This window comes from Streptomyces sp. NPDC006332 (assembly GCF_040612855.1).
GTDB lineage: Bacteria > Actinomycetota > Actinomycetes > Streptomycetales > Streptomycetaceae > Streptomyces.
In genome coordinates this window covers 1-25427 of record NZ_JBEXRA010000051.1, presented here as the reverse complement: position 1 = coordinate 25427, position 25427 = coordinate 1, and the positions used below count along the sequence as shown (strand labels likewise).

Annotated in this window: 23 protein-coding genes and 2 pseudogenes; 19 read left to right on the top strand and 6 right to left on the bottom strand. The window is 68.3% G+C overall.

Features of this window, described 5'->3' with window-relative positions; genetic code table 11:
• Positions 1-18 precede the first annotated feature (18 nt).
• A complete protein-coding gene (locus ABZ027_RS34000) occupies positions 19-1119 on the bottom strand; it encodes an NAD(P)-dependent alcohol dehydrogenase (protein WP_356775150.1) in 1101 nt (366 codons plus the stop codon).
• Between the two features lie 151 nt (positions 1120-1270).
• Between ABZ027_RS34000 and ABZ027_RS33995 the strand changes: the two genes are divergently transcribed.
• Positions 1271-2050, top strand: a complete 780-nt coding sequence (locus tag ABZ027_RS33995; protein ID WP_356775148.1) for an IclR family transcriptional regulator — start codon at positions 1271-1273, stop codon at positions 2048-2050.
• Positions 2051-2078: 28 nt separating this feature from the next.
• On the opposite strand, the gene ABZ027_RS33990 is transcribed toward ABZ027_RS33995, so the two are convergent.
• The 4 genes from ABZ027_RS33990 to ABZ027_RS33975 form a co-directional block, all read right to left on the bottom strand.
• A complete protein-coding gene (locus ABZ027_RS33990) occupies positions 2079-2498 on the bottom strand; it encodes a nuclear transport factor 2 family protein (protein ID WP_356775146.1) in 420 nt (139 codons plus the stop codon).
• Positions 2499-2654: 156 nt separating this feature from the next.
• Positions 2655-4364 carry an MFS transporter gene (locus tag ABZ027_RS33985; RefSeq protein WP_356775144.1) on the bottom strand — a complete coding sequence of 570 codons (1710 nt, stop codon included), beginning with the start codon at positions 4362-4364 and terminating at the stop codon, positions 2655-2657.
• A gap of 375 nt (positions 4365-4739) precedes the next feature.
• Complete coding sequence (locus ABZ027_RS33980; protein WP_356775142.1) at positions 4740-5486, bottom strand: SDR family oxidoreductase; 747 nt, start codon at positions 5484-5486, stop codon at positions 4740-4742.
• Positions 5487-5679: 193 nt separating this feature from the next.
• Complete coding sequence (locus ABZ027_RS33975) at positions 5680-6477, bottom strand: SDR family NAD(P)-dependent oxidoreductase (protein WP_356775140.1); 798 nt, start codon at positions 6475-6477, stop codon at positions 5680-5682.
• 240 nt (positions 6478-6717) lie between these two features.
• Here ABZ027_RS33975 and ABZ027_RS33970 point away from each other — a divergent pair, with 240 nt between their 5' ends.
• The 17 genes and pseudogenes from ABZ027_RS33970 to ABZ027_RS33890 all read left to right on the top strand — a co-directional run.
• A complete protein-coding gene (locus tag ABZ027_RS33970) occupies positions 6718-7422 on the top strand; it encodes an FCD domain-containing protein (protein WP_356775138.1) in 705 nt (234 codons plus the stop codon).
• A 380-nt stretch (positions 7423-7802) separates the two neighbouring features.
• A complete protein-coding gene (locus ABZ027_RS33965; RefSeq protein WP_356775136.1) occupies positions 7803-8918 on the top strand; it encodes a sugar ABC transporter substrate-binding protein in 1116 nt (371 codons plus the stop codon).
• A 6-nt stretch (positions 8919-8924) separates the two neighbouring features.
• A complete protein-coding gene (locus ABZ027_RS33960; RefSeq protein ID WP_356775134.1) occupies positions 8925-10493 on the top strand; it encodes a sugar ABC transporter ATP-binding protein in 1569 nt (522 codons plus the stop codon).
• A gap of 139 nt (positions 10494-10632) precedes the next feature.
• Positions 10633-11532 (top strand): ribose ABC transporter permease, encoded by a 900-nt coding sequence (locus ABZ027_RS33955; protein ID WP_356775132.1) that lies wholly within the window; start codon positions 10633-10635, stop codon positions 11530-11532.
• Between the two features lie 49 nt (positions 11533-11581).
• Entirely contained in the window at positions 11582-11893 is a 312-nt protein-coding gene (locus ABZ027_RS33950; RefSeq protein ID WP_356775130.1) for a putative quinol monooxygenase, read from the top strand.
• 18 nt (positions 11894-11911) lie between these two features.
• On the top strand, positions 11912-12706 hold the full coding sequence (locus ABZ027_RS33945) for an SDR family oxidoreductase (protein WP_356775128.1): 795 nt from the start codon (positions 11912-11914) through the stop codon (positions 12704-12706).
• Positions 12707-12726: 20 nt separating this feature from the next.
• The gene (locus tag ABZ027_RS33940) at positions 12727-13536 is read left to right on the top strand and encodes an N-acyl homoserine lactonase family protein (protein ID WP_356775127.1); all 810 of its coding nucleotides are present in this window, start codon (positions 12727-12729) and stop codon (positions 13534-13536) included.
• Positions 13537-13573: 37 nt separating this feature from the next.
• Entirely contained in the window at positions 13574-13987 is a 414-nt protein-coding gene (locus tag ABZ027_RS33935) for a zinc ribbon domain-containing protein (protein ID WP_356775125.1), read from the top strand.
• 64 nt (positions 13988-14051) lie between these two features.
• Positions 14052-14900 carry an alpha/beta hydrolase gene (locus ABZ027_RS33930; protein ID WP_356775123.1) on the top strand — a complete coding sequence of 283 codons (849 nt, stop codon included), beginning with the start codon at positions 14052-14054 and terminating at the stop codon, positions 14898-14900.
• Positions 14901-14953: 53 nt separating this feature from the next.
• Complete coding sequence (locus tag ABZ027_RS33925; protein WP_356775121.1) at positions 14954-15826, top strand: sugar phosphate isomerase/epimerase; 873 nt, start codon at positions 14954-14956, stop codon at positions 15824-15826.
• Entirely contained in the window at positions 15823-16755 is a 933-nt protein-coding gene (locus ABZ027_RS33920; protein WP_356775119.1) for an NAD(P)-dependent oxidoreductase, read from the top strand. Before ABZ027_RS33925 ends, ABZ027_RS33920 begins: the two co-directional genes overlap by 4 nt.
• On the top strand, positions 16752-18500 hold the full coding sequence (locus ABZ027_RS33915) for a dihydroxyacetone kinase family protein (protein ID WP_356775117.1): 1749 nt from the start codon (positions 16752-16754) through the stop codon (positions 18498-18500). Before ABZ027_RS33920 ends, ABZ027_RS33915 begins: the two co-directional genes overlap by 4 nt.
• The gene (locus tag ABZ027_RS33910) at positions 18497-18997 is read left to right on the top strand and encodes a ribose-5-phosphate isomerase (RefSeq protein ID WP_356775115.1); all 501 of its coding nucleotides are present in this window, start codon (positions 18497-18499) and stop codon (positions 18995-18997) included. Before ABZ027_RS33915 ends, ABZ027_RS33910 begins: the two co-directional genes overlap by 4 nt.
• Before the next feature lie 199 nt (positions 18998-19196).
• The gene (locus tag ABZ027_RS33905) at positions 19197-20516 is read left to right on the top strand and encodes an MFS transporter (protein WP_356775113.1); all 1320 of its coding nucleotides are present in this window, start codon (positions 19197-19199) and stop codon (positions 20514-20516) included.
• A gap of 33 nt (positions 20517-20549) precedes the next feature.
• Positions 20550-22634 (top strand): transketolase, encoded by a 2085-nt coding sequence (gene tkt, locus ABZ027_RS33900; RefSeq protein ID WP_356775111.1) that lies wholly within the window; start codon positions 20550-20552, stop codon positions 22632-22634.
• Positions 22631-22786 (top strand): annotated as a pseudogene (locus ABZ027_RS33895) (transaldolase family protein); the annotation flags it as partial. The gene tkt and the pseudogene ABZ027_RS33895, both read left to right, overlap by 4 nt.
• Positions 22786-23114: pseudogene (locus tag ABZ027_RS33890) on the top strand (NAD(P)-dependent oxidoreductase); the annotation flags it as partial. The pseudogenes ABZ027_RS33895 and ABZ027_RS33890, both read left to right, overlap by 1 nt.
• A gap of 32 nt (positions 23115-23146) precedes the next feature.
• Here ABZ027_RS33890 and ABZ027_RS33885 read toward each other — a convergent pair.
• Positions 23147-24064, bottom strand: coding sequence for a helix-turn-helix transcriptional regulator (locus ABZ027_RS33885; RefSeq protein ID WP_356775109.1), 918 nt, complete (start codon positions 24062-24064; stop codon positions 23147-23149).
• Between the two features lie 288 nt (positions 24065-24352).
• On the opposite strand from ABZ027_RS33885, the gene ABZ027_RS33880 reads away from it, so the two are divergent.
• Complete coding sequence (locus ABZ027_RS33880) at positions 24353-25207, top strand: oxidoreductase (protein WP_356775107.1); 855 nt, start codon at positions 24353-24355, stop codon at positions 25205-25207.
• The last annotated feature ends 220 nt before the right edge of the window (positions 25208-25427 follow it).

Genomic DNA, 25427 nt, shown 5'->3' with positions numbered 1-25427 from the left:
CTGTGCGCGGAAGCGATCTCAGGTTTCCGGCATCCTGAGCACGGCCTTGATCACCCGCCCGGAACCGGTCTCCGTCCACGCTCGGGCGAATTCGCTGAACGGGAACTCCTCGATCATCCGGTCGAAGGGGAACCGACCCGCCCGCCAGTACTCGACGAGTTGCGGGATCAGCACGTGGGGGTTGGCCGAGCCTCCGATGATCCCTTGGAGCCTGCGGCCCCCGGCGAGGAGGAAACCGGTGTCCGGAACCCATTCGCCCGCGGGTGCCACCACGAAGCCCAGGGTGCCTTCGACAGAGAGGCACGTCGTCGCGGTCGCGTAGACGAACGGCACGTCCGCGGTGACGTACGCGAAGTCGAAGCCGTCGGGGTCGAGGTCTCGCAGCGCCTGTTCGGCACCGGCGCCGCCCAGCACGGTGTCCGTCGCTCCCAGCTCCCGGGCGAGGTCGAGCCGGGGCCGGTTGATGTCGACGGCGACGATGTGCCGGGCACCTGCGAGACGGGCCGCCATGACGGCCGCCAGTCCCACGCCTCCGGTGCCGAACACCGCGATCGACTGTCCGGGGCGGAGCCGGAACGACTCCAGGACCGAGCCCGCCCCCGTGATGACACCGCAGCCGAGCGGTCCCATCAGGTGGAGCGGGACGTCCTTCGGCAGGAGGACCGCGCTGCGTGCGGGCGCCAGTGCGTACGTCGCGAAGGAGGACTGTCCGAAGAACATCGCCGCGATCCGGTCACCGTCCTGGGTGATCGGTGAGCTGCCGTCGAGTCGCGCGCCGCCGAACGCCACCCGCATCGCCTCCCGGCAGTAGGTGGGCCGCGCGTCGAGACAGCGGGGGCACGCACCGCAGGAGTTGCCCGAGAGCACCACGTGGTCACCGGGCACGAGCCGCGTCACCCCGGCCCCGACCGCCTCCACGACGCCCGCGCCCTCGTGGCCGAGCACGATCGGGCGAGGAACGGGAACACCACGGCCGTTGTGCGCATGGATGTCGGTGTGGCAGATGCCGGTCGCCACCATGCGCACCAGGACCTCGTCCGGCCTCGGTTCACCGAGGTCGACCGGCTCCAGCCCGGGGACGGTCCGGCTTTCGCGTGACACCGCCGCAGTGATCTTCATGAGACGGCGACCTCCGAGTCGTAGTCGTTGATCCAGCCGTTCTTCGCTCCGTGCAAGAGTTCGGCGGAGTGCGCGTTGTTAGAACTGCTGTATCCATCCAACGAACATGAAAGTAGAGTGGCCAGAGTCAGGAACGACGAAGGAGAGGCCCATGCCTCGCGCGAACGAGCCCGGCCGGACCGTCAGCTCTCGGCTGTGGGACCTGCTGTTCGCCTTCGACCCCGACCACACGGAGCTGAGCCTCGCCGACCTGGTCAGGCGCACCGGCATGCCGCACGCCACCGCGCGGCGCCTCACGCTCGAACTCGTGGAGGCCGGTGCGTTGGAGCGCACCAGCGACAACCGGTTCGCGGTCGGCCTGCGGCTGTGGCGTCTCGGCACACTCGCACCCCGCGCGGAGACGCTCCGCAGCGCCGCCCAGCCTTTCGTGGAGGACCTGTACACGGCTCTGCGCCAGCATGTGCAGCTGGCCGTCCTCCAGGACGACGAGGCGGTGATCATCGAACGCCTCTCGGCGGTCAACGCCGTCGGGCTCACCTCGCAGGTCGGCGGCCATCTGCCGCTGCACTGCTCGGGTGTCGGCAAGGTGCTGCTGAGCCACAGCAGTCCGGAGTTCATCGACGAGGTGCTGGCGGGCAGACTGCGGCGCTTCACTCCGAGGACGATCGTGGACCCGGCCGAACTCCGTCGCGAACTGGCGTCCTGTCGCTCGACCGGAACGGTTGTCGTCAAGGAGGAGTTGAGCGAGGGCGCCGAGTCGGTCGCGACACGCATCGTCGACGGCCGCGGCAAGGTCGTCGCGGCACTGTCCGTCGTGGTGGCCGCGGGCTCGATCAAACTCCAGGCGGCCGTTCCCTCGCTGGTCGCGAGCGGGCTGGGGCTGTCCCGGAGCCTTGGCTGGCGGCCGGGCATTCCCATCCGTACGTCGTGACCTCGCGCGCGGCGGGAAGTCCGGCGCGTCATACCGCGGGTTGCCGCCGGGAGAGCTGCATGTGGCCGAGCCGCCATCCCTCGTCGGTCGCGAACCACACCCGGGTGGCCACCGCCTGCACCAGGAACGGCGGCAGGTCGGGCACGCGCCGGATGCGCATCTTCTGAAAACACGTCACGATGGCCCGTCCCTCTCGTTCCCGCCACGTCACCTCGCTGGTCTCGGCCTCGACGGTGGCTCCCATCGACGCGTTGTAAGCGAGGAAGCGCTCGCGGTCGTGGACGTTCCCGACCGGCCCGTGCACGATCACGCAGTCGGGGAGCATGAGCGCACGCTGCTCCTCGTCCCCTTGGGTGATCGCGACGAGCCACGCCGCCTCTGCCTGGGAGACCGTGTCCAGCCCGCGGACGTCGTCCTTGCTGCCCGGCGTTGACTGTGTGGTGGTCATGGTCCGACTCCTGTCCGAGTGGGTTGGGTGTGATCGTTGTGCGGGGTACGGCCTCGCCCGCCGCGGTGGCTCCTCCCAGGAAGGAGTCGCGGCGGGCGTCCCGGTGTTCCAGGCGGCCTGATGCCTTGGTCCGGCGCCGGCCGGTGCGTCGAGCGGTCAGTCGTCGAGGGTGCGCGGATCGTCGTCGAGATGCGTCTCTCCCGGACCACCGCGCCCGCCCGCGAGGGTGAGTGCCGCGGCCACGAGAGCGGCCACGCCGCCGAGCACGTACGCGTGGGAGTAACTGTTGCTGAGGGCGTGGAACGCGACGTCCTTGAGCGGGTTGAAGGGGATGACCTGCCCGTCCGGCGAAGTGACGGTCGCCGGCACCGAGTTGGCGCCGAGCGGTCCCGAGCCAACGGCATGCACCGCGGCCTCCAGCTGCGGTCTCTGGTCCGCGGGGGCATGGGCCGGAGCGGCCTGGAAAGCCGCGTACGCCTTACTCAGGCCGGGGTTGCCGGCCACCTCGCGGGCCATCTCCTTGCCGGCCTGTCCCAGCGCGACAGCGCCCGCGATCGCGGGGCCGAAGGCGAACCCCAGGTCCCGGAAGGTGCTCGTGGCACCGCTCGCCATCCCGGCGAGATGGTTGGGCAGCGAATTGACCGCGACCGCGCTCATGGCGGCGAAGGCGAGTCCGGAGCCGATGCCCGCGAGGATCAGCGGTCCGACGATGGAGCCCAGCGCCCGGTCGCTCGCCGGGACTCCGGCGAACCACAACCCGCCGACCCCGATGAGGCCCAGGCCGGCGAAGAGAACCCACCGGGGGTTGTAGTGCTCCAGCAGCTTCGACGTGAGAGGCAACAGCACCAAACCGATGCCTCCGAAGAAGAGGTAGGCGACGGAACTCTTCAGCGGGCTGAATCCCTGGACGGTGGTGAGGCGGATGCTGGTGGAGTACATGATCGCGAGGAAGCCGAACATGCCGATCAGGGTGACCACCGAGTTGACGGCGAACGCCCGGTTCCTGAACGCGCTCAGGAGCAGGAGCGGCTGGGCCACGCGGCCCTCCGCGAGGACGAACAGCACGAGGAAGACGCCCGCCAGGATGAACGCGATGACGATCTGCGGGCTCCCCCAGCCGCTCTCGGGCCCCTGGATCACCCCGTACAGCAGAGCGAACAGACCGAGCGCGGCGGTGATCTGCCCCGGCCAGTCCAGGGAGCGGCCCTCGGGCGCGGCGGAGTTCTGGGCGAGAGCCAGCGACAGCAGCACGCTGACCGCGGCGATGACCAGAATGCCGACGTAGGCCCAGCGCCAGTTCCCGTTTCCATCCCAGCCGGTGTGGATCTTGGCGGCGACGCCTGCCAGCAGGGGGCCGAGGAAGCCGCCGATCGAGAGTGCGGCGGCCCAGACCGCCACGCCACGCGCGCGGGTGGCGGTGGTGTGCGTGCCGGCCGCCACCATGGCGAGGCTCGTCGGGAAGATGGCCGCGGCCCCGATACCGCTGAGGAGTTGGCCGATGATCAGCAACGTCACCCGGGTGTCCGTCGACGACCCCGCCCCCGGCACCAGGACCGCGACGGTCGAGCCCACGATGATGAGCGCGGCTCCCCCGACGAGCAGACGCTTGCGGCCGAACAGGTCACCGAACACGCCGAAGCCCAGTTCCAGCGCGGCGACGGGGATGAAGAAGGCGTCGACGATCCACGTCAGCTGCGCCGAGGACGGCGTCAGATCCTGCTGGATCAGCCCGGTGATGAGCGAGGGGACGGAAAGGGCCATCTGCGAGAGGCACACGGCCAACACCACTGCGGCCAGCGTGCCTGGCCGCAGGGTGTATCTGGCACTCTCTCCGGTTGCCTCGGCGGGTGAATCGATCTGGACCATGGACGACTCCTTGCGCGCGGCGCGCGCTACTGTCGGAACCGGCGTTCGCCGCCGGACCTTGCTGGGTGCTTGTGTGCGGCCATGCGGAGACACCGCTGCCGAACCGCCCCGGGGCCTGCGCGGACCGCCTCCGCGTGGCTCTGCGACCAACCCTGATTCAGGTCGCCCGGCGTGGTGACCGTCCTACCGAGCAGCGACAACGTAGGAAGCGTCCCCCGTCACGCTCAATGGACATGTTCGTTGGACGAACAAGTCGTCAGTGATGCTTCGGCACCGAGGGTCCGGCCCCAAGGGGTACGTCCGGTCACTGGAAGTCGCCCCCTGGGGTTGGGGGCGTCGACTGTGAGCGGGGACGCCGGGCCTCCACCGAGCTACTCAGCGACGTGTGCTGCCGCCGTCCGCGACGACGATCTGCCCCGTGATGAACGCGGCGTCCTCGGAAGCCAGGAACGCCACGACGCCCGAGACGTCGTCCGGCATCTGCACCCGCTTGATGTTCTGCACCTGCACGGCCTGCTCGAAGAAGGCGTCGCTGGTGTTCGCCACAGCCGCGGCGGTCCGGACCAGACCCGCCGCGACGCCGTTGACGGTGATGTCGTGAGCGGCGAGGTTGGCGGCCAGGACGGAGGTGAGGCCGTTCAGCGCGCCCTTGGCGGAGACGTAGGAGACGAAGGGCGGCGGCGCGGTCCAGTAGCTCGACGAGGTGATGTTGATGATCCGTCCCGACCCGGACTTCTTCAGGTCCGGAAGGAAGGCCCTGGAGGCCAGGAAGGGACCGTCCACGTTGACGGCGAAGGTGCGTCGCCACTCTTCGTACGTCACATGGTCGAGGTCGGCCAGCAGAACCACGGCCGCGTTGTTCACCAGGATGTCGGCGCAACCGAGCTCGCCGCGGACCCTCGCGGCGAACCCGTTGATCGCGTCCTCGTCCGAGACGTCGACCTTGTCGCTGAAGAACCGACGGCCCGTCCGCGCGACCAGTTCCCGCGTCTCGTCCGCCGGATCGACGTCCGCGATCGCGATGTCCGCTCCGTCCGCCGCGAGCCGCCTGGCGATCTCCTGCCCGATGCCGGTACTGCCTCCGGTCACAACGGCGGTCCTGCCCGCCAGTCGTCCAGCCATGGCCATGTCTCCTCGGTCGGCGTTCGAACACAGCCAGAGCGGGCACAGCCCCATGGAGCGCCCGGTGCCGCAAGGCCGTCGCCCTCATCTTGGGACGTCGCGGACGCGGGCGAGTACGTCTTGTTCGTTGAAAGAACACCCCACCTGTCGATCGGGCGACCGTCGATGACGACGCCGGAAGCAGCGCCTGCTTTCAGGCGCGGGGTTTGGTGATGCGTGCCTGGCGGGTGGCCTTGACGGGTTCGGGCAGTACGCGGTTGATCAAGGCAATGCGCTTGGTGGCACGGTCGCCTCCGACGACATGGTCCTTGCCGGCCATGAGTGCGTCATATCCCTGCTGTGCGACCACACGTCGGCTGTTCTTCCTGGCTCCGGGGCCGAGCGCGGTGTTGTCCATGCCGGCGCGGGAGTGGAAGTCGGTGTCGGTGGCGCCGGGCAACAGGGCGGTGACGCCGACGCCGTGTTCCCTGAGCTCCTGCCGCAGGGATTCGGCGAACATGAAGGTGAACGCCCGGGACGGACCGTAGATGGTCTCGTAGGGCGTCGGCATCGTGGCGGAGATCGAAGAGGTGATCAGGATACGGCCGCGGCGACGTTCGGCCATGTGCCGGGCCACGTGTTTGGCGAGGTGGACGACGGAGGTGACGTTCAGCGCGATCAGGCCCAGCTCGTCGTCCAGGTCGGTGTCGAGGAAGGCGCCTCCGATGCTGCGACCGGCGTTGAGGACGGCTGCCTCCAGCGGCCGGCCGGTCTTCGTGACGGCCTGCCAGACGTTCTCCACTCCCTGGTGGTCCTCAAGGTCAGCCTGAACGGGGATCGTCTCGGCACCGTGGTGTTCGAAGTCGGGCGCCACCTTGTGGATGTTGTCGCTGCGACCGGTGACGATGAGGTCGTAACCGTTGCGGGCGAAGAGCAGGGCGAGTTCGTAGCCGATGCCGGCGGAGGCGCCGGTCACCAGTGCCAGTGGTCGGCGGGAGGGGACGCTGTTCATGGTGTGGTCCTCTCTGTAATTCGTTGGACCAATCCTCATCACTGTCAAAGCTACCCTCCTCCCGTCGATCGAGCGATATATTGGTCCAACAAATATTCACCCTGCGACGATCAGTGATGAAGCGCGCTCCAGACAGGACGGCGCGCGCGTCCGCACACGCGCAGGTGTGCTAGTGCTGTGCTTCCGGCATGGTCAGGACGTGCGGCGACAGGGCCCCACGAGGGCGAGGAGGGGTTGCGTATGGACGAGGAGACCGAACTATTGGTGAACCTGTTGACCCAGGCCACCGCGGACGGAGACTCCGGTCGGCTGCCTACGGAGCGTGAACTCGGGGCCCAGCTCGGCGTGAGTCGCGGCACCCTGCGTGAGCGGCTCGCGACCCTGGAGGCGATGGGCATGGTGCGGCGTAAGCAGGGCAGCGGCACCTACCTCGAGGCGCCCGATCCGGCTTTCGCCAGGTTGTACTTCAGCCTGGCCGTCAGGTTCGGCCAGATCTCCACTCCCGAACTGGAGCGCGCCAGGGAAATGCTGGAGACGGCGGCCGTGCGCAGTGCCGCGGAACGCGCGACCGCTCAGGACGTGAGCAGGCTGCGCGCCCAGATCGACGAGATGTACGCGGCCTCGTCGGCCGACGACGTCGAACGTGGTGACAGCGCCGACTACGAATTTCACCGCATGCTCTACCGGATCGCCGACAACCCGGTGCTGGACCTGCTCACAGACGGCCTGTCAGCGGCACTGCGCGGGCTGTTGCACGATCGTCGCCGCTCCGCCTGGGAGGCCGAGGACCTGAAGGTCGGCGGCACGCCGCGCCGCCGGGTGACGGATTCGGTCCACGAGGAGATCGCGGACGCTATCGCCGCGAACGACCCTGATGCCGCGACGCTCGCCGTGAAGCACCACTACGAGATTTGGCAGCAGATCACCGGCAAGACCTCGGACTGACAGCGGCCGGACCTCCGGCCACCCTTCCCTGAAGCACCATACCCGCGCGCCCTCGGCGCGCGGGCTCTTCGACGTGCCCGAAGCACGGCGAGAGCCGGCCGGTAGCGCTCAGTCGCCAGAACGGTCGCGGGCCCAGGGTGAACACGCCCTCCCAAATTTGTTGGACCAATTCGTTGACAGCGTCCACAGCGATACCTACCTTCGTTGCAACGGTGACCGCCGCGACACGCGCTGGTGACGCAGACGTCATATCTGCGAGAACCGAACCTCCTGTCACTGCTGCTCCCTTCATCCGGGCGGGGCGCGCTCCTTCCCCACCGCGCACCGCCCCCCTCCACAGCTCCGCTTCGCGTGTCCGCATACGAAAGGCAGTCGAAGCCATGACGCGAACCCAACGCTCCAGCAGACGTACACGGCTGAGGGCCACGGCCTTCGTAGCCGCCCTCTCCTTCGTCGCCGCCGGTTGTGCGACCTCCAATGAGGCCTCGTCATCCAGCGGCCAGAAGGCGGGAGCCGCCGCCAAGTGCGACGTCACCAAGGAGGGGAACGTCAAGTCCTCGGGACTGGAGGCTCCTCCCACCAAGAAGAAGGGCCGGCTGAGGATCGGCTTCAGCCCGACGGCGATGGACACGTACTACAAGCGGGTCCTGGCCGGCGTACAAGAGGGCATCGACGCCTCAGGCGGCAAGTCCAAAGTCAAGCTGGACGTCCAGGCCCCCGCCAGCCAGTCGGCCACCGACGACCAGGTCCGCAGCGTGGAGGCGTGGATCTCACAGGGTTACGACGCCATCGCCATCGCCCTCTACAACGAGAACGCCCTGGAACCGCTGTTCAAGAAGGCATCGGAGAAGGGCATTCCCATCTTCACCTTCAACTCGCCGGTGGTGTGCAGCCCGTACTACGTCAGCAACATCGGCTACGACCAGAGCGAAGGTGGCCGCGCACAGGCGCAGTGGATCGTCGACCACTACAAGAACAAGGGCACCGTGAAGATCGCCATGCTCGAAGGGCTGCCGGGCCCGCACACCTCGGAACGGATGCGCGGCTTCAACTCGGTGATCTCCAAGTACCCCAACCTCAAGGTGGTTGCCTCCCAGCCGGCCGGCTGGACCCGGGCCCAGGGCCTCAGCGTCACGGAGAACATACTCACCGCCCACCCCGACATCGACATCCTGGTCTCGCTCTACGACGAAATGGCGCTCGGGGGGTTGGAGGCGCTCAAGGCGCGCAACCTGCAGGGAAAGGTCGCGGTCGTCGGCTACGAGAACATGAGCGAGGCCAACGCCGCGATCAAGAAGGGTGACTTCGCCGCGACCGTCGACACCGGCGCCAAGCAAGAAGGCCGCAACATCATCAGCACCATCGAGAAGTACGTGGCCGACGGCCGGCGCGTGCCCCGGACGGTGTTCGGCAAGGTCACGGTCTACGACAAGACGAACATCGCCGACTTCAATCCCGACGACTACGTCTACGTGCCCCCGGCGAAGAAGAAGTGATCAGTGATGACCACCTCAGCACGCAGTCACGCGGAGGAGCGAGACCCGTCCGCCCGCAGCCCCGTTCTCGACATGCGGGGCATCACCAAGCGCTTCGGTGCCACGCACGCCCTGCGCGATGTCGATCTCACCCTCTTCCCGGGTGAAGTCCTCGGCCTGGTCGGGGAGAACGGCGCCGGCAAGTCGACCATCATGAAGATCCTCTCCGGCGCGTACAGCAAGGACGACGGCGAAATCCGCATCCGGGGCAAGGCCGTTGACCTCCGCGGACCCGCGCACGCGCAAGAGCTGGGCATCGCGATCATCTACCAGGAGTTGTCGCTCTTCCCGGACCTCACGGCCGTGGAGAACATCTTCGTCCGGCATGAGAAGTGCCGGGGCGGACGTCCGTGGATCCTGAGCCCCCTTGACCGCAACGCCATGCGCGATCGGACCCACGACCTCCTCCGGGAGGACCTCGGGGTCGTCATCGACGTCGATGTTCCGGTCAGCAGGCTGAGCCTGGCGGAGAAACAGCTCATCGAGATCGCACGGGCGCTGCACTCCCGTGCGGACATCATCATCATGGACGAGCCGACCGAGGCGCTGGAGGCCGAAGAACGCGAGCAACTGTTCGCCACCGTGCGCAGACTCAAAGACGCCGGCAAGTCCGTCATCTATGTGTCGCACCAGCTCGACCAGGTCGTCGGCCTCTGTGACCGCATCACCGTACTGCGCGACGGAAGCCACGTGTCGACGGCTCCGACGGATCAGGTGGACGTCGCCACCATCATCTCGCTGATGATCGGCGGCTCTCTCGAACAGCAGTATCCGACGCTGCCACCGCCGGCCGAGGAGACCGTTCTCCAGGTCGAGGACCTCACCCTGGCACGGAACTTCGAGAAGGTCAGTTTCGCGGTGAGGCGCGGCGAGATCCTCGGCATCGCCGGGCTGAACGGATCAGGCAAGAACGCGCTCGTCAGGTCCGTCTACGGAATCCGGCCACCGGAGAAGGGAACCGTGGCAGTCGCCGGGCGACAGGTCACGATTCGCAGCCCCCAGGACGCAACGGCATGCGGCCTGGCCTTCCTGCCGGCCGAACGCAAGACGGAGGGAGTGTTCACCGGGCACTCCATCCGCTGGAACCTGACCATCGCAGGCCTGCGGCGTGGTTCACGAGTGCGCCTGCACCGGGAGCAGGAACGACAGGTGACCGACCGCTACACCAGTGAGCTGGGCGTCAAGGCCGCGTCCGGCGAGCAGGACATCACCCTGCTCAGCGGCGGAAACCAACAGAAGGTACTGCTCGCCCGCTGGCTCACGGTCGATCCGGAGGTCTTCATCCTCGAGGAGCCGACGCGCGGCATCGACGTGTCAGCCAAGGCCGACGTCTACCGGCACATCGCCGACTACGCGCGGCGCGGGAAGTCCTTCGTCGTGGTCTCCTCCGAGAGCCCCGAACTGCTCGGTATCTGCCACCGCGTTCTGGTCATGTACGAAGGCCGCGTCGCGGCGGTCCTGGACGCCGGCGAGGCCACCCAGGAACTTATCGCTCACTATTCCGTCCAACGCGCCGAAGAGGCCGCAGATGAGTGACAGCAAGACGTACCCCCAGACACCCACGGCTTCCGGAGCCTCCTTGGCACCACAGGCCGCGACTGCCCGCCCACCCCGAGCGGTGAGCTTCACATCCGCGCTGCTCAGCAGCAGCGCGGGGCGTATCCTTCCCGTCTTCGTGCTGATCGTCGCGGCGCTGAGCCTGACGGCGAACGACTTCCTCACCGTCGACAACATCACCAACGTCCTGCGGCAGATGGTCTTCGTGTCCGTCATCGCCTTCGCGGCGACGTTCGTGATCGGCATGGGTGGCATCGACCTCTCGGTGGGCGCCACCACCGCCCTGACCGGTCTGTTCATGGCCGACCTGATACTGCAGGGCATCAACATCTACCTCGCCGTGCTGGCCGGCCTGCTGCTGGGCGGCCTGATAGGCCTCGTCAACGGCCTGCTCATCGACCGACTCGGCATCTCGCCGTTCATCTGCACCCTGGCAGCCATGATCATCCTCCGAGGGGTGATCATGGTGTACAGCCAGGGAGTCCCGATGACCGGGCTCGCGTTCTCCGAGTTCCAGTGGTTCGGCCAGGGCGCCATTGCCGGGGTTCCCGTGCCGGTGCTGGTGATGGTCCTCGTCTTCGCTGTCTGTTGGTACCTGATGTACCGCACCAAGTACGGGCGGTATGTGCTGTCCATCGGCAGCAACCGGGAAGCCGCGCGGCTGGTCGGGATCGGCATCTCGCGGATTCAGGTGTCGGTGTATGTGATGACAGGCTTCGCCGCCGCGCTGGCAGGGCTGTTGTTGACCTCCCGGCTCGAAGCCGCGATGCCGGAGGCGGCGACCAACTACGAACTGGATGTCATCGCCGCTGTCGTGATCGGCGGCACCCGCCTCAATGGCGGCAAGGCGTCTCTGGCCGGCACAGCGATCGGCGCGGCCCTGATGGCAGTGGTGCGCAATGGATTGAACCTGCTGAACGTCAACACGTTCTGGCACCAGGTGGTCATCGGTTCGATCATTCTCGTCGCGGTTTCCTTCGACTCTCTCAGCGCGCGCCGACGGGCCAAGGCCTCTTGACTGTAAGAGGGAAAGAGCGGAGAAGCCCAAGAAGCGAAAGGGGCAATGCATGCCCAGTCAACCGATTCGAATCGTCGCCGAAGTGACGGCGCATCCTGGTCAGGCCGAAGAACTCTGGCGGAATCTGACCGAGCTGGTGGAGCCCACCCGGAAAGAGGCCGGGAACATCAGCTACGACATACTCCAGGACCTGGAGAATCCTGATCACTTCCTCTTCTACGAGGAGTGGGAATCCAGGGACTGTTTCGGGCGGCATCTCGATTCCCCACACGTCGCCGATTACGACCGCCTCACCAGGCATCTGATCGCGATTCCGGTACGCATCTCCATGTGCACTCTGCGTACCGACGCGAAGGCCTGACCAGAAAAGGAGCAGTCAATGAACAGGTTGCAGGGCAAGGTGGCCGTGATCACCGGCTCCAGCTCAGGCATCGGCCGTGCCATCGCCCTACGGTTCGCCGAGGAAGGCGCCAAGGTGGTCGTGAGCGATGTGCGCGCGACCCCGCGGGAAGGCGGTTTCGAAGCGGACGGTGACGTGGCGACGGCCGACCTGATAGTCAAACGCGGCGGTCAGGCCGTGTTCGTCCCCTGTGACGTCTCGGCGCACGACGAAGTGCGGGCACTCGCGCACGCGGCCGTCGAGCGGTTCGGAAGGCTCGACCAGTGGGTGAACAACGCAGCCGTCCGCAGCTACGGGCGGGTTGCCCACGAATACAGCGACGACGAGCTGAACCGGATCCTCGATGTCAACGTGAAGGGGACGTACTTCGGCTCCGTGGAAGCCATCAAGGTGTTCCTGGATCAGGGGGGCGGCGGCAATCTCATCAACATGGTCTCCACTTCCGGATTGCGCGGTCATCCGCGCCAGGCGCTCTACAACACCAGCAAGGGTGCCACCCGTCTGCTCACCATGTCCCTGGCGACCGACTACGGCCCGAAGGGCATCCGGGTCAACGGAATCTGCCCCACCTTCGTGAAGACCTCCTTCACTCGTGACGAATTCGACGACACCGAATTCCAGAACTCCTTGGCCCAGGGACTGCCGCTCGGCCGTTGGGGTGAAGCAGCCGACGTCGCGAACGCCGCTGTCTATCTCGCTTCCGACGAATCCGGCATGGTCCACGGGCACCTGCTGAGCGTCGACGGCGGAGAAACGCTGAGCCGGTACATCTGACCAGAGAGAGGCATCTGAAGATGAGCAGCGACGAGATCAAGCTCACCGTCATGCCGGTGGGCAAGTTCGAGGCCAGCCTGAGCTGGCTGCTGTTCGACCCCGCACGTGTGGTCGGCACCCGGCAGGAACCTCACAGGCCGGCACCGTGGGTGGACGTGCCCGTTCATTCCGTGCTGATCCAGCACCCCGAGGGCAACCTTCTCTGGGACACCGGGCTGCCGCGTGACTGGGAGACCAAGTGGGCGCCGACCGGACTGACCGACTACTGGCCGGTCGTCGCCGAGGAACAGGAGTGGTTCGACTCCCGTCTGCGACAGGCCGGAGTGGAGACCGGTGACATCGACTTCCTGGTCTTCTCCCACCTGCACTGGGACCACGCGGGCAACGGCTGGATGTTCAACGGCACCGACGCCAAGGTCGTGTGCAGCCAGGCGGAGTACGAGGGCGCGTTCGGCTTCGAGGGCTACTGCGACGGCCCCTTCATCCGCAGCGACTACGGCGAACTGCCCTTCCAGACCGTCAGCGAGGACACCGAGATCCTGCCCGGTGTCAAGCTGCTCCAGACCCCCGGGCACACCTGGGGCACCATGTCGCTCCAGGTGGACCTGCCGGACACCGGCACCATGATCTTCACCTCGGATGCCATCTTCCGGGGGGACAACTTCGGCCCGCCGAGCGTCACGCCGGGCATCGTGCACGACAGCCAGAAGTGGCTGGCATCGGTCGAGAAGATCAGAGGGATCGCCGAACGCACCGACGCGACCGTGATCTTCGGCCACGACGCCGAACAGGCGAAGCTCGTACGGTCCGCCCCGGCCTACTACACGTGACGGCACCCATTCCGCCGCCCGGCCCGAAGGACATCCCATGCCGATCTATGACTACGAGTGCGGCCACGGACACCGTTTCGAGGCACTTGTCCCCCGTTGGAGTTCACCTCACCCCGCGTGCCCGGCATGCGGGACCAACACCCGGCGTCAGCCGGCCGCCGGGGCCCGCCTGACGGGCACCGCGAGCCTGCCGCCGAGCAGCCGCGAGGCCCCGACGACCTGGCTCGGCACCCACCGGGGCAACCGTGAGGTCGTCACCCACTGGCGCAGAGCGCTGGAGCAGCGCACGGCCCTCGAAGAGCGCTACCCGGAACTCTCGGCCCCGCGGTCCCCGGTGGTGGCCCACGAAGGCCACTACCACCACGCACCGCTGACCGTGGACGAAGTACGCGCCACCACGGGTCGCACCGACGGACCGCCCCTGCCCAAGGCCGACGGAGCGCCGGCATGAGCGTCGTCACCACATCCGATCCGCAGCCGACTTGTCGGCGGCACGGCAGCAGGAGGGCCAGGCCATGACACAGCTCGAACACCACTATGCGCAGTTGTCCGAGGTGCAGATGCACTACACGGTCGCCGGTGAGGGCGAGCCGCTGGTGCTGCTTCACGGTTACCCGCAGACCTGGTTGTGCTGGCAGAAGACCCTGCCGTTCCTCACCGACCGCTTTCGGGTGATCATGCCTGACCTGCGCGGGCTGGGGGACACCTCCCGCCCGGCCGGTGGGTACGACAAGAAGACCGTCGCGGCGGATGTGTGGGAACTCGTCCACGACCGGCTCGGTATCGAGACGTTCCATCTGGCCGGACACGACTGGGGCGGAGTGGTCGCCTTCCGGCTGGCCGCCGACCACCGCGACGCCGTCAGCCGACTGGCCATCGTCGACGTCGCCATTCCCGGCGACGGTGCCCCCGACATCGGCCAGGGCGGACGCCGTTGGCACCATCGCTTCCTGCAGACCCTCGACCTGCCCGAGGCACTCGTCGAAGGACGCGAGCACCACTACCTGGGCTGGTTCTGGCGAAACTACGGGCACCGGCCCGATGCCATCGACCCCGCGGACATCGCCGAGTACCTGCGCGTGTACACCTCCGCCGGCGCCACCCGCGCCGGGTTCGCCTACTACCGGAGCGTCACCCAGGACGTCGCGGACAACACCGGGCTGCCGCCACTGGACATGCCGGTCCTGGCCGTCGGGGGCGGCACCAGTTGGGGACGAGGGACCGAAGTGGCCATCTCCTGCCGAACGATGGCCAAGGACGTCACCGAGGTGGTGATCGACGAATGCGGGCACTGGGTCCCCGACGAGCAGCCGGAGGAACTCGCCGGGCACTTCCGCTCCTTCTTCACGGCCGCCCGGACATAGCGCGCCACTTTCTCTCACCTCCCCGTCAGCACACCTGTCCGGAAGGACCTGTCATGCCTGTCGTCGCGCCCAACGGGCGCACCATTGCCGAGCGCATCGGTGTCTCCACCGTCTGCTTCCGGCACCTCGAGCTGGCCCCCGCCTTGGAACGGATCGCCTCACTGGGCGCCGAAGCCGTCGACCTCGTAGCGCTGCGTGGGCTGTGCGAGCACATCTCCCCCGACGGTGAGCCGGGTCAGCTGCGGAAGGCCGCAGCCGCCGTCAAGGCCGGCGGTCTGAAGCCACTCGCGCTGAACGCGGATCCAGAGTCCTTCGACGAGACGGACTTCGCCGTGGTGCTGAACCGCGTGGAGAGACTGACTGAATTCTGCGCCACCGTCGGTGCGCCCGTGCTCATCCTTCCCGGCGGTGCTGCCCTGGATCCCGGCGACAACCGCGCTGCGGCCAGTGACGTCAGGGATCGGATTGCCCGGGTGATCGAAGGTTCCCTCCTGGCGGCGGCCGTCGGGCAGCGATACGGAGTGCGGGTGGCTGTCGAGGCACCGCACTACCTCCGGCTGGCCCGCACTCTCGAACTGGCCGACCAACTGGGTTCGCAGCTACCGCTGGTGTTCGACACCTCGCATGTCGCCGCGGGTGGTTCCGACCCCGCGGAGGCGTTCTCCCAGCGCGCCCACCAGATCGCGCATGTGCAGTTGCGGGACGCGGTCCCCGGTGACATACGGCGTGCCGTCGGCCACGGAGACGTCGACTTCGCCCGGTTCTTCGACGCCACGGAATCAGCCGGCTACCAAGGCGCCTACGTACTGGAGTTGGAGACCCACAACAGCCCGTACACCAGCAAGGACGACGAGGTGGCGGCAGCCCTGTCCGCCATGTTCCTCGCAGCCACCGAAAGCGGACACGACAGCCGGGAGGGCCAATGACGCGCGTGGGATTCGTCGGGGTCGGAGCCATCGGACTCCCCATGGCGAAGCATCTGGTCACGGCCGGATTCGACGTCGTCGCCTTCGACGCGTCCCCGGCGCGGCTGGACGAGGCCGCGGCAGCGGGGATGCATCCGGCAACCGGTCCCGGGGACGCCGCCACGGGCGTCGACGCCGTCCTGGTGATGGTGGCGACGCCTCAGCAGTTGCACGACGCGGTCCTCGGAGAGGGAGGCGTGACCGAGGGGATCGCCGCGGGGACAGGTTGCGTGATCATGAGCACCGTTGGTGTCGACGCTGTCCGCACGGTCGCCGAGGCCCTCGTCGATCGCGGGGTCGAGGTACTGGACGTACCCGTCACGGGTGGAGTGGCGGGAGCGGAGGCCGGCACACTGACGCTGCTGGCCGGCGGCGACCAGGAACTGCTGGCCCGGCACACGAACCTGCTGACGCCGATGGGTCGGGTCGTCCCGTGCGGCCCGGCCGTGGGCGACGGGCAGGCGGTCAAACTGGTCAACCAACTCCTGTGCAGCGTCCACTTGGCCGTGGCCGGCGAGGCTCTGGCCTTCGCGGAGGCTCTCGGTCTGGATGCGGGCACCGTGCTCGAGATCGTCAAGGGCGGTGCGGCCGGGTCGTGGATGCTGTCCGACCGCGGCCCTCGCATGCTCGCGGAGGATCCGCCGGTCCGCTCCGCCATCGACATCTTCGTCAAGGACGCGACGTTGGTCGCCGATGCCGCGGGCGCGGTCGGATTCGACGCGTCGCTGCTCACGGAAGCGGCAAGCAGGTTCCGTGCCGCCGCGACTGCCGGTCTAGGCCGCGCTGACGACTCCCGCGTCATCACCACGTACCGCGCCGCCGGGCCTGGCCCGGGAACCGTACAAGCGGGTGCGGATGGGTCCGCGTCAAGCATGGAGAACGACCGATGACCCATTTGTTCAACGACCCGGCGGCCTTCACGGAGGACATGCTCGCCGGATTCCTCGACGCCAACTCCGGCTACGTCACCGGCGTGCCCGGGGGCGTGGTCCGCGCTCAGGAGACCCCGCGGGGCAAGGTCGCCGTCGTCGTCGGAGGCGGCTCCGGGCACTACCCCGCCTTCTGCGGCATCGTCGGCCGCGGCTTCGCCGATGGTGCCGTCGTCGGGAACATCTTCACCTCGCCCTCCGCCCAGGAGGCCTACACCGTGGCGAAGGCCGCCACGAGTGACGCAGGGGTGCTGATTCTCTCCGGGAACTACGCGGGCGACGTCCTGAACTTCACGAGCGCCGCGCAGCGACTGACCGGTGAGGGCACGGACGCTCGGGTGCTGTTCGTCACCGACGATCTCGCCAGTGCACCCGGCGCCGAAACCGATCGCCGCCGCGGGGTCGCCGGGGACTTCGTGGTCTTCCGCGTGGCGGGTGCCGCGGCCGAGGCCGGCTACGACCTCGACGCGGTCGAGGAAGCAGCGCGCCGGGCCAACGACCGTACCCGCACCCTCGGGGTGGCCTTCTCCGGCTGCACCCTGCCAGGCGCTCGGACGCCTCTGTTCACCGTGCCCGAGGGGCGCATGGGCGTCGGGCTGGGGATCCACGGTGAGCCAGGAGTGTCGGAGGCCGACATGCCGTCCGCCTCCGAACTGGCCAACCGGCTGGTCGACGGTGTTCTCGCCGAGCGGCCCGCCGACTGCTCGGGGCGAATCGCGGTAATCCTCAACGGACTTGGCACCACCAAGTACGAGGAACTCTTCGTCGTGTGGGCCACTGTCTCGCGGCTCCTCGCCGAGCGAGGCCTCACCGTCGTCGAACCAGAAGTGGGCGAGTTGGTGACCAGCCTCGACATGGCCGGTGTCTCTCTCACGGTGACGTTCCTCGACGAGCAACTGGAGTCACTGTGGCGCGCACCGGCGAACACCCCCGCCTACCGCAAGGGGCTCGCCCTTCTCGCCCAGGATGAAGGCGCCAGCCGACGGCGTTCGCCGGCAGCACAGGGTGGCTCGTCCATCGAGGCGGCACAGATCCCGCAGGCGACGCCTGCGGCCCGGCAAGCCGCTGCCGCTGTCGTCGCCGCTCTGAGCAGCATGCGGACCGCTCTGATCGATTCCGCCGACGAACTGGGCCGCATCGACGCGGTCGCCGGAGACGGGGACCACGGACGGGGCATGGTCAAGGGCGTGACCGCCGCCGTCGACGCGGCCACGCCCCTTGCCGAGCGGGGGGCGGGCGTGACCACCGTGCTGATCGGCGCGGGTGACGCCTGGGCCGCGAAAGCGGGTGGTACCTCCGGTGCCCTGTGGGGTGCCGCGTTGCGTACGGCCGGGTCACGCCTGAGCGACACCGCGTCCACCATCACCGCCGAGGACGTCGCGGACGCCCTTCGGCAAGGGCTGAACACCATCGTCGCCCTGGGCAAGGCCGCTCCGGGTGACAAGACTCTGCTGGACGCGGCCCTGCCGTTCGCTGATGCCCTGGAGACCGCCATCGGCCGTGGCGTGGACCTGTGGACCGCGTGGGACGAGGCAGCGGCCGTGGCCCACACCGCTGCCCTGGCGACCGCGGACCTGGTTCCGAAGACAGGCCGGGCGCGCCCGTTGGCGGCACGCAGCATCGGTACACCTGACGCCGGGGCGACGTCCTACGCCCTGTGTGTCCGGTCAGTCCTTTCCGTACGCACGAAGGAGCACGTCGTATGACCGCACAGCAGCCCCTGCGACTGGTCGTCGGGTGCGATGACGCGGGCCTGGAGTACAAGGAGGCCCTCAAGGCCGACCTGCAAGCAGACGACCGGATCGCCGAGGTCATCGACGTGGGGGTGACCCCGGGCGAGAACACCGCGTATCCGCATGTGGCGGTCACCGCGGCCAAGCTTGTCGCGGCAGGGGAGGCGGAGCGGGCGCTCCTCGTCTGTGGCACCGGGCTCGGTATGGCGATATCCGCCAACAAGGTGCCGGGTGTCCGGGCCGTGACCGCTCACGACAGCTTCTCGGTGGAGCGGGCCGTGCTGTCCAACGACGCCCAGGTGTTGTGCTTCGGCCAGCGTGTCGTGGGCCTGGAACTCGCCCGCCGCCTTGCCCGCGAATGGCTCGACTACCGCTTCGACACCAGCTCCGCCTCCGCGGCCAAGGTCGCTGCGATCTCCGGATACGAGCAAGAGGCTCCCCCGAACTCCGGCACACCTCATCGAGCCTGACTGACCCGCGCTCTCGGGCCGCACCGGCGCCCGCCCTGAGACGTGCCAGGCATCCGCTTTCCCACGACGCTCGGCCTCCCCTCCCCAACCCGGAAGCCGTCGCCGGACCCCGCACGCGTTCGATCACCGCTCCATGGACGGCTTCCTCTTCGGAATGCCGCTCCTGTCACTCGTACCGATTCGAAGGGATGCGCAGCTCATGCCCGAAGCGCTTCCATCTGCCCACACCACTCCCAGTGACGCCCACATCCCCAAGGCCCGCTGGTACCGGATGGGCAGCCTCCTGTTCTTCTCCTACCTGGTCGCCTATATCGACCGGACCAACATGTCCATCGCGGCACCCGCGATGAAGGAGGAGCTGGGCCTCAGCCAGGCCCAGATCGGGGTCCTTCTCTCCGCCTTCTTCTGGGGATACGTCGTCAGCCTGGGGGCCGCCGGCTGGGTGGTGAACCGACTGGGGCCGAAGCGCACCATCGTCACGGCCCTCCTGGTGTTCGGCTGTGCTTCGATGGCCACCGGCGTCTTCACCGGCACCACGCAGTTGCTGATGGTCCGCGCTGTGCTCGGTCTGGGAGAGGGGCTGGTCTACCCGGCCTTCACCGTCTGCTTCGTACGGTGGTTCCCTTCCTGGGAGCGAGGGCGGGCCTCCATGGTTTCCTTGATCACGATCCCGATATCGGCCATCGTGATGGCCCCGTTGGGGGGCTGGATGATCAGCGCCCTGGACTACCGCTGGATGTTCATCCTGCAGGGAGCCCCACCCGTGATCGCGGCGCTGCTGTTCGCCTGGCTCGCCGCCGACCACCCTGAAGAGGACTCTCGGCTCAGTGCGGCGGAGCGCACGTACGTCATCACGAACCGTGCCATCGGTCAGACGGAACGCGGAAACCTTCGAGATGTACTGCTCAACCCCAAGGTATGGCTCTTCGGCGTCATCTACCTGTTGTGGGTCATCGGCCTGTACGGGTTCGGCCAGTGGCTGCCGACCCTGCTCACCGAACTGTCCGGCAGCGGCATTCTCACGGTCGGCTGGCTGACAGCCGTGCCCTACGGCGTCGCCGCAGTGGGCATGTTCCTCAATGCTCTGTACTCCGACCGCAAACCGCAGCAACGTACCCTTTTCGTGGCATGGCCGATGCTGCTGGCCGGAGTGGCACTGCTGATCAGCCGTGCGCTGGAAAGCAGCCTCAGCAGCAGCCTCGTCCTGCTGTCGATCGCATGCGTCGGGGTGCATGCCTCGTTCGGGCCGTGGTGGGCCTGGGTTCTCAGTTTCGTACCGAATTCCCATGCGGGTACCGCCTCCGGCCTTGTGCTCGCCATCGGCAACTTCGGGGGCATCATCGGACCGGTTCTCGTCGGTGTTCTGGCAGGCGGCGCGGACGTGGCCACGGGCTACTACGTCCTCGGTTACCCCCTCGTGGTGGCCGGACTCCTCGCGCTGCTTCTCGGTCTCCGCAACAAGACCCGGCGCGTGGCTCCTTCCCCTGCTCGTGGAGCGCTCGGCTCGGTCTCTCGCTAGCGGTCAAGTCACCGGAACGGAATGGAATCCCTCATGCACTGGTCACCAACCGCGTTGAGATGGACCGAGTTGGATGCGCGGGCCGTCGACACTGCCCGCGTCCTGGCCGCCGACGCCGTACAGAAGGTCGGCAACGGCCACCCGGGTACGGCGATGAGCCTGGCGCCCGCCGCGTACACCCTCTTCCAGAAGGTGATGCGCCACGACCCCGCCGACCCCGCGTGGACGGGCCGAGACCGTTTCGTGCTGTCCGCGGGCCACTCGTCCCTGACTCTCTACACTCAGCTCTACCTGGGCGGCTTCGGCCTGGAGCTGGACGATCTGAAGGCCTTCCGCACCTGGGGCTCCAAGACGCCGGGCCACCCCGAGTACGGGCACACCAAGGGCGTCGAGACGACGACCGGCCCGCTCGGCCAGGGGGTCGCGAACGCGGTGGGCATGGCGATGGCGGCCCGCTACGAGCGCGGCCTGTTCGACCCGGAGGCCCCGGAGGGCGAGTCGCCCTTCGACCACTTCGTCTACTGCATCGCCGGTGACGGTTGTCTGCAGGAGGGCATCTCGGCCGAGGCCTCGTCGATGGCGGGTCACCAGAAGCTGAGCAACCTGGTCCTGCTGTGGGACGACAACCACATCTCGATCGAGGGCGACACCGAGACCGCTGTCTCCGAGGACGTCGCCGGGCGGTACGCGGCGTACGGCTGGCATGTGCAGCGGGTGGAGCCCAAGGAGAACGGCGACCTCGATGTGGCCGCGCTGTTCGCGGCGATCGAGAAGGCCAAGGCGGTCACCGACAAGCCGTCCTTCATCGCGATGCGCTCGATCATCGCCTGGCCCGCCCCGAACGCCCAGAACACGGAGGCCGCTCACGGCTCGGCTCTGGGTGAGGAGGAGGTCGCGGCCACCAAGCGGGTCCTCGGCTTCGACCCGGAGCAGCACTTCGAGGTGGCGGACGAGGTTCTCGCCCACGCCCGCGAGTTGGGTGAGCGCGGACGTGAGGCGCGTGCCCAGTGGGAGAAGCAGCTCCAGGAATGGCGCACCAACAACCCCGAGCGCGCCGAGGAGTTCGACCGGATCTCCGCGGCCCAGCTACCGGAGGGCTGGGAGGCGCACCTGCCCGTCTTCGAAGTCGGCAAGGGCGTGGCCACGCGTGCCGCCTCCGGCAAGGTCCTCCAGGCCCTCGGCGCGGTCATCCCCGAGCTGTGGGGCGGCTCAGCCGACCTGGCCGGCTCCAACAACACCACCATCGACAAGACGAGTTCCTTCCTGCCCAAGGGCAACCCGCTGCCGGAGGCGGACCCGTACGGCCGCACGATCCACTTCGGTATCCGCGAGCACGCGATGGCCGCCGAGATGAACGGCATCGCGCTGCACGGCAACACCCGTATCTACGGCGGCACGTTCCTCGTGTTCTCCGACTACATGCGCAACGCCGTCCGGCTGTCCGCGCTGATGCAGCTGCCCGTCACCTATGTCTGGACGCACGACTCCATCGGCCTCGGCGAGGACGGCCCGACCCACCAACCGGCCGAGCACCTGGCCTCGCTGCGCGCGATCCCGGGCCTGAACGTGGTCCGTCCGGCCGACGCCAACGAGACGGTCATCGCCTGGCGCGAGATCCTGGGGCGCTACACCAAGGAGTTCGGCAAGGGCGCCCCGCACGGCCTGGCGCTGACCCGGCAGGGCGTGCCCACCTACGAGCCCGACGAGGACGTGACCAAGGGCGGTTACGTCCGCTTCGACGCCGAGGGCGGGACGCCGCAGGTCATCCTCATCGCGACCGGCTCCGAGGTGCACGTCGCCGTCGAGGCGCGTGAACGGCTCCAGGCCCAGGGCGTGCCGACGCGGATGGTGTCCATGCCGTGCGTGGAGTGGTTCGAGGAGCAGGACCAGGGGTACCGGGACAGCGTCCTGCCGCCTGCGGTGAAGGCGCGGGTCGCGGTCGAGGCCGGGATCGGACTGACCTGGCACCGTTACGTCGGGGAAGCGGGCCGCATCGTTTCGCTGGAGCACTTCGGTGCTTCGGCGGACGGCAATATCCTCTTCCGCGAGTTCGGCTTCACTGCCGAGAACGTCGTATCGGCCGCCCTCGCATCCCTACGCCAGGGGGCCACGTCATGACAGACGCACTCAAGCGCCTCTCCGAGGAAGGCGTGGCGATCTGGCTGGACGACCTGTCGCGCAAGCGGATCACGTCCGGCAACCTCGCCGAGCTGATCGACCAGCAGCACGTCGTGGGCGTCACCACCAACCCGTCGATCTTCCAGAAGGCGTCAGCCGCTCCCTGATCGAGTCGAAGCGCCCGGGCGCCGTACTCATCAACACGGCCCGGGGTGCGGTCATCGACCAGGACGCGCTCACCGACACCGCCCGGCCGGCCGCATCCGTGCCGTCCTCGACGTCACCGACCCTGAAGTCCTGCCGCCCGAGCACCCGTTGTGGGACTGCGACAACGTTCTCATCATTCCCCACCTCGCCGGATCCCAGGGCAACGAATGGGGGCGCCTGGCCGAGCACGCCGTCGCCGAGATCGCCCGCTGGGCCTCCGGGGGCGGCTTCCTGCATCCCGTACGACGCGAGAAGCTGGCGTACACGGCGTGACCGTAGCCGCCGGGGGGAACGCCGCGGTGGGCCTACGCGTGTCGGGGATCTTGTTCGCCCGCCCCTTCCCGTTGCTGCTGGGCAGTGCCCTTTCCGGCAGAGGCTGGGCGGGGGGTGGACCGGGCGTACCAGCTGGCGAGAATGCGCAGCTTTTCGAGGTCGTCGTCGGTTTTGCCGGCGTAGACGAAGAGGATCTGGTCGGGGTCGCCCGGCAGGGAGAGTGCTTCGTAGGTGATGTCGACGCGGCCGACGACGGGGTGATTGAACCGCTTGCTGCCCCAGGTGCGTTCGACGACGGTCCGCTCGGCCCACCAGGTGCGGAACTCGGGGGATGCGGAGCGCAGTTCGGCGACGAATTCGGCGATCTGCGGGTCGTTCGGGTTGCGGCCGGCCTCGGCGCGCAGCACACCGACGACCTCGGAGGTGACCTGCGCCCAGTCGAGGTACAGGGAGCGGGCGGCGGGGTCGAGGAGCATCCAGCGCAGTAGGTTGCGCTCGCCGGGCGGGCGGTGGTTGAACGGGGTGAACAGGGCGTCGAGAAGGTCGTTGGAGGCCAGGACCTCGTTGCGGCGGCCGAGGACGAAGGCGGGCTGGTCGTGCAGCCCGTTCAGCATGCGCAGCAGATCGGGCCGTACCTGCTGGGGCGGCGCCTCTTCCGTGCCGCGGCGGGGCTGGGGGCGCAGCAGGTCGCGCAGGTACTGGGTCTCGGCCTGGGTCAGCTGCAGGGCCTCGGCGATGGAGAGGATGACGCCTTCGGAGGCGCTGGTGAGCCGTCCCTGTTCCAGGCGGGTGTAGTAGTCCACGCTGACTCCGGCGAGCTGCGCGACCTCTTCGCGGCGCAGGCCGGGTACCCGCCGGCCCGGGTAGTTGGCCAGACCGACCTGGGAGGGGCGGACCGCGTCACGCCGGGTGCGCAGGAACTTCTTGATCTCCTCGGCATTGTTCGCCATGCCTGCCAGTGTTCCCCGGCTCGCGGCGGGGATCCACTGGCCTGGGGGGGAAGGTTTTTCCCCGGCAGCAACGGCCCCCGTTCACGGCTTGGTTTGCTGCTTCACGGCGTGCATCAATGGTTGAGCGGCCATCGCAGCGACCTTCGAAAGGTCCGCGGCCCGCCTGCCGTGTGCTGGTCCGGGCGCCGGGGCGGGCGTCGCTTTCCCCCGTACACCGCACCCCCCTTCGACGTCACCTGTGGTGATCGCCGTGGAGCGGGTGCGCCCAATCTGAGGAAGATCCGCATCGTGACTGTTCAGCAGAAGGTCTGGTTCATCACCGGCTGCTCGACCGGCTTCGGCCGCGCTCTGACCCAGGAGGTCCTCGCCGCCGGCCACCAGGCAGTCGTCACCGCTCGCAATGTCGCCCAGGTCCAGGATCTCGTCGAGTGCAACGACCAGGCGCTGGCTCTGGCCCTCGACGTCACCGACGCCGCTCAGGTCAGGGAGGCCGTCGAGGCCGCGGAGAAGCACTTCGGCGGCATCGATGTGCTGGTCAACAACGCCGGCATCGGCTACTTCGCCGCCGTGGAGGAAAGCACCGACGACGAGATCCGCCGGATCTTCGACATCAACGTCTTCGGTCTGTCCGACGTCGTCCGCGCTGTCCTGCCGGGCATGCGGGCGCGCCGCTCGGGAGCGATCGTGAACTTCTCCTCCATCGGAGGACTGCGTGCCTTCCCGGCCGTCGGCTATTACGCCGCCACCAAGTTCGCCGTCGAGGGACTGACTGACGCGCTGCGCCAGGAGGTCGCCCCGCTGGGCATCACCACGCTGCTCGTGGAGCCCGGCCCCTTCCGCACCGACTGGGCCGGCCGGTCCGCCAACGAGACGCTGCCCGAGCGGGAGATCGCCGACTACGCCGACACGGTCGGCGCGACGCGTGCCGCGTTCCGCGCGGACGCCGGCAAGGAGCCCGGCGACCCGCACGCCGCCGCCCGCGCGATCATCACCGCCCTCGCCGCCGACACCCACCCCCAGCGTCTGCTGCTGGGCGCCCCGGCGTACGGCATGGCGATCGAGCAGCTGGAGTCGATGCTCGCCGAGATCCGCGCGAACGAGGCACTGACGAAGTCGGCCGACTTCGACGCTTCCGCCGCCTGACCCAGCGACAGCATCCGCCGGCCGGCGACAACGCCGTACCCCTGACCCTGTCGCCGGCCGGCGGGCCCGGGCAGCTGCGCTGCCCGCCCAGTACCCCGCACGGAAGGCCCACCGACCCGAGCCGCCCCCGCAGCCGAGACCCTGCGGGTGCTGCGGCACTGGATGGCCCACGGGGTGCGGATCTTCCGGGTCGACAACCCACACACCAAACCCGTCTCTC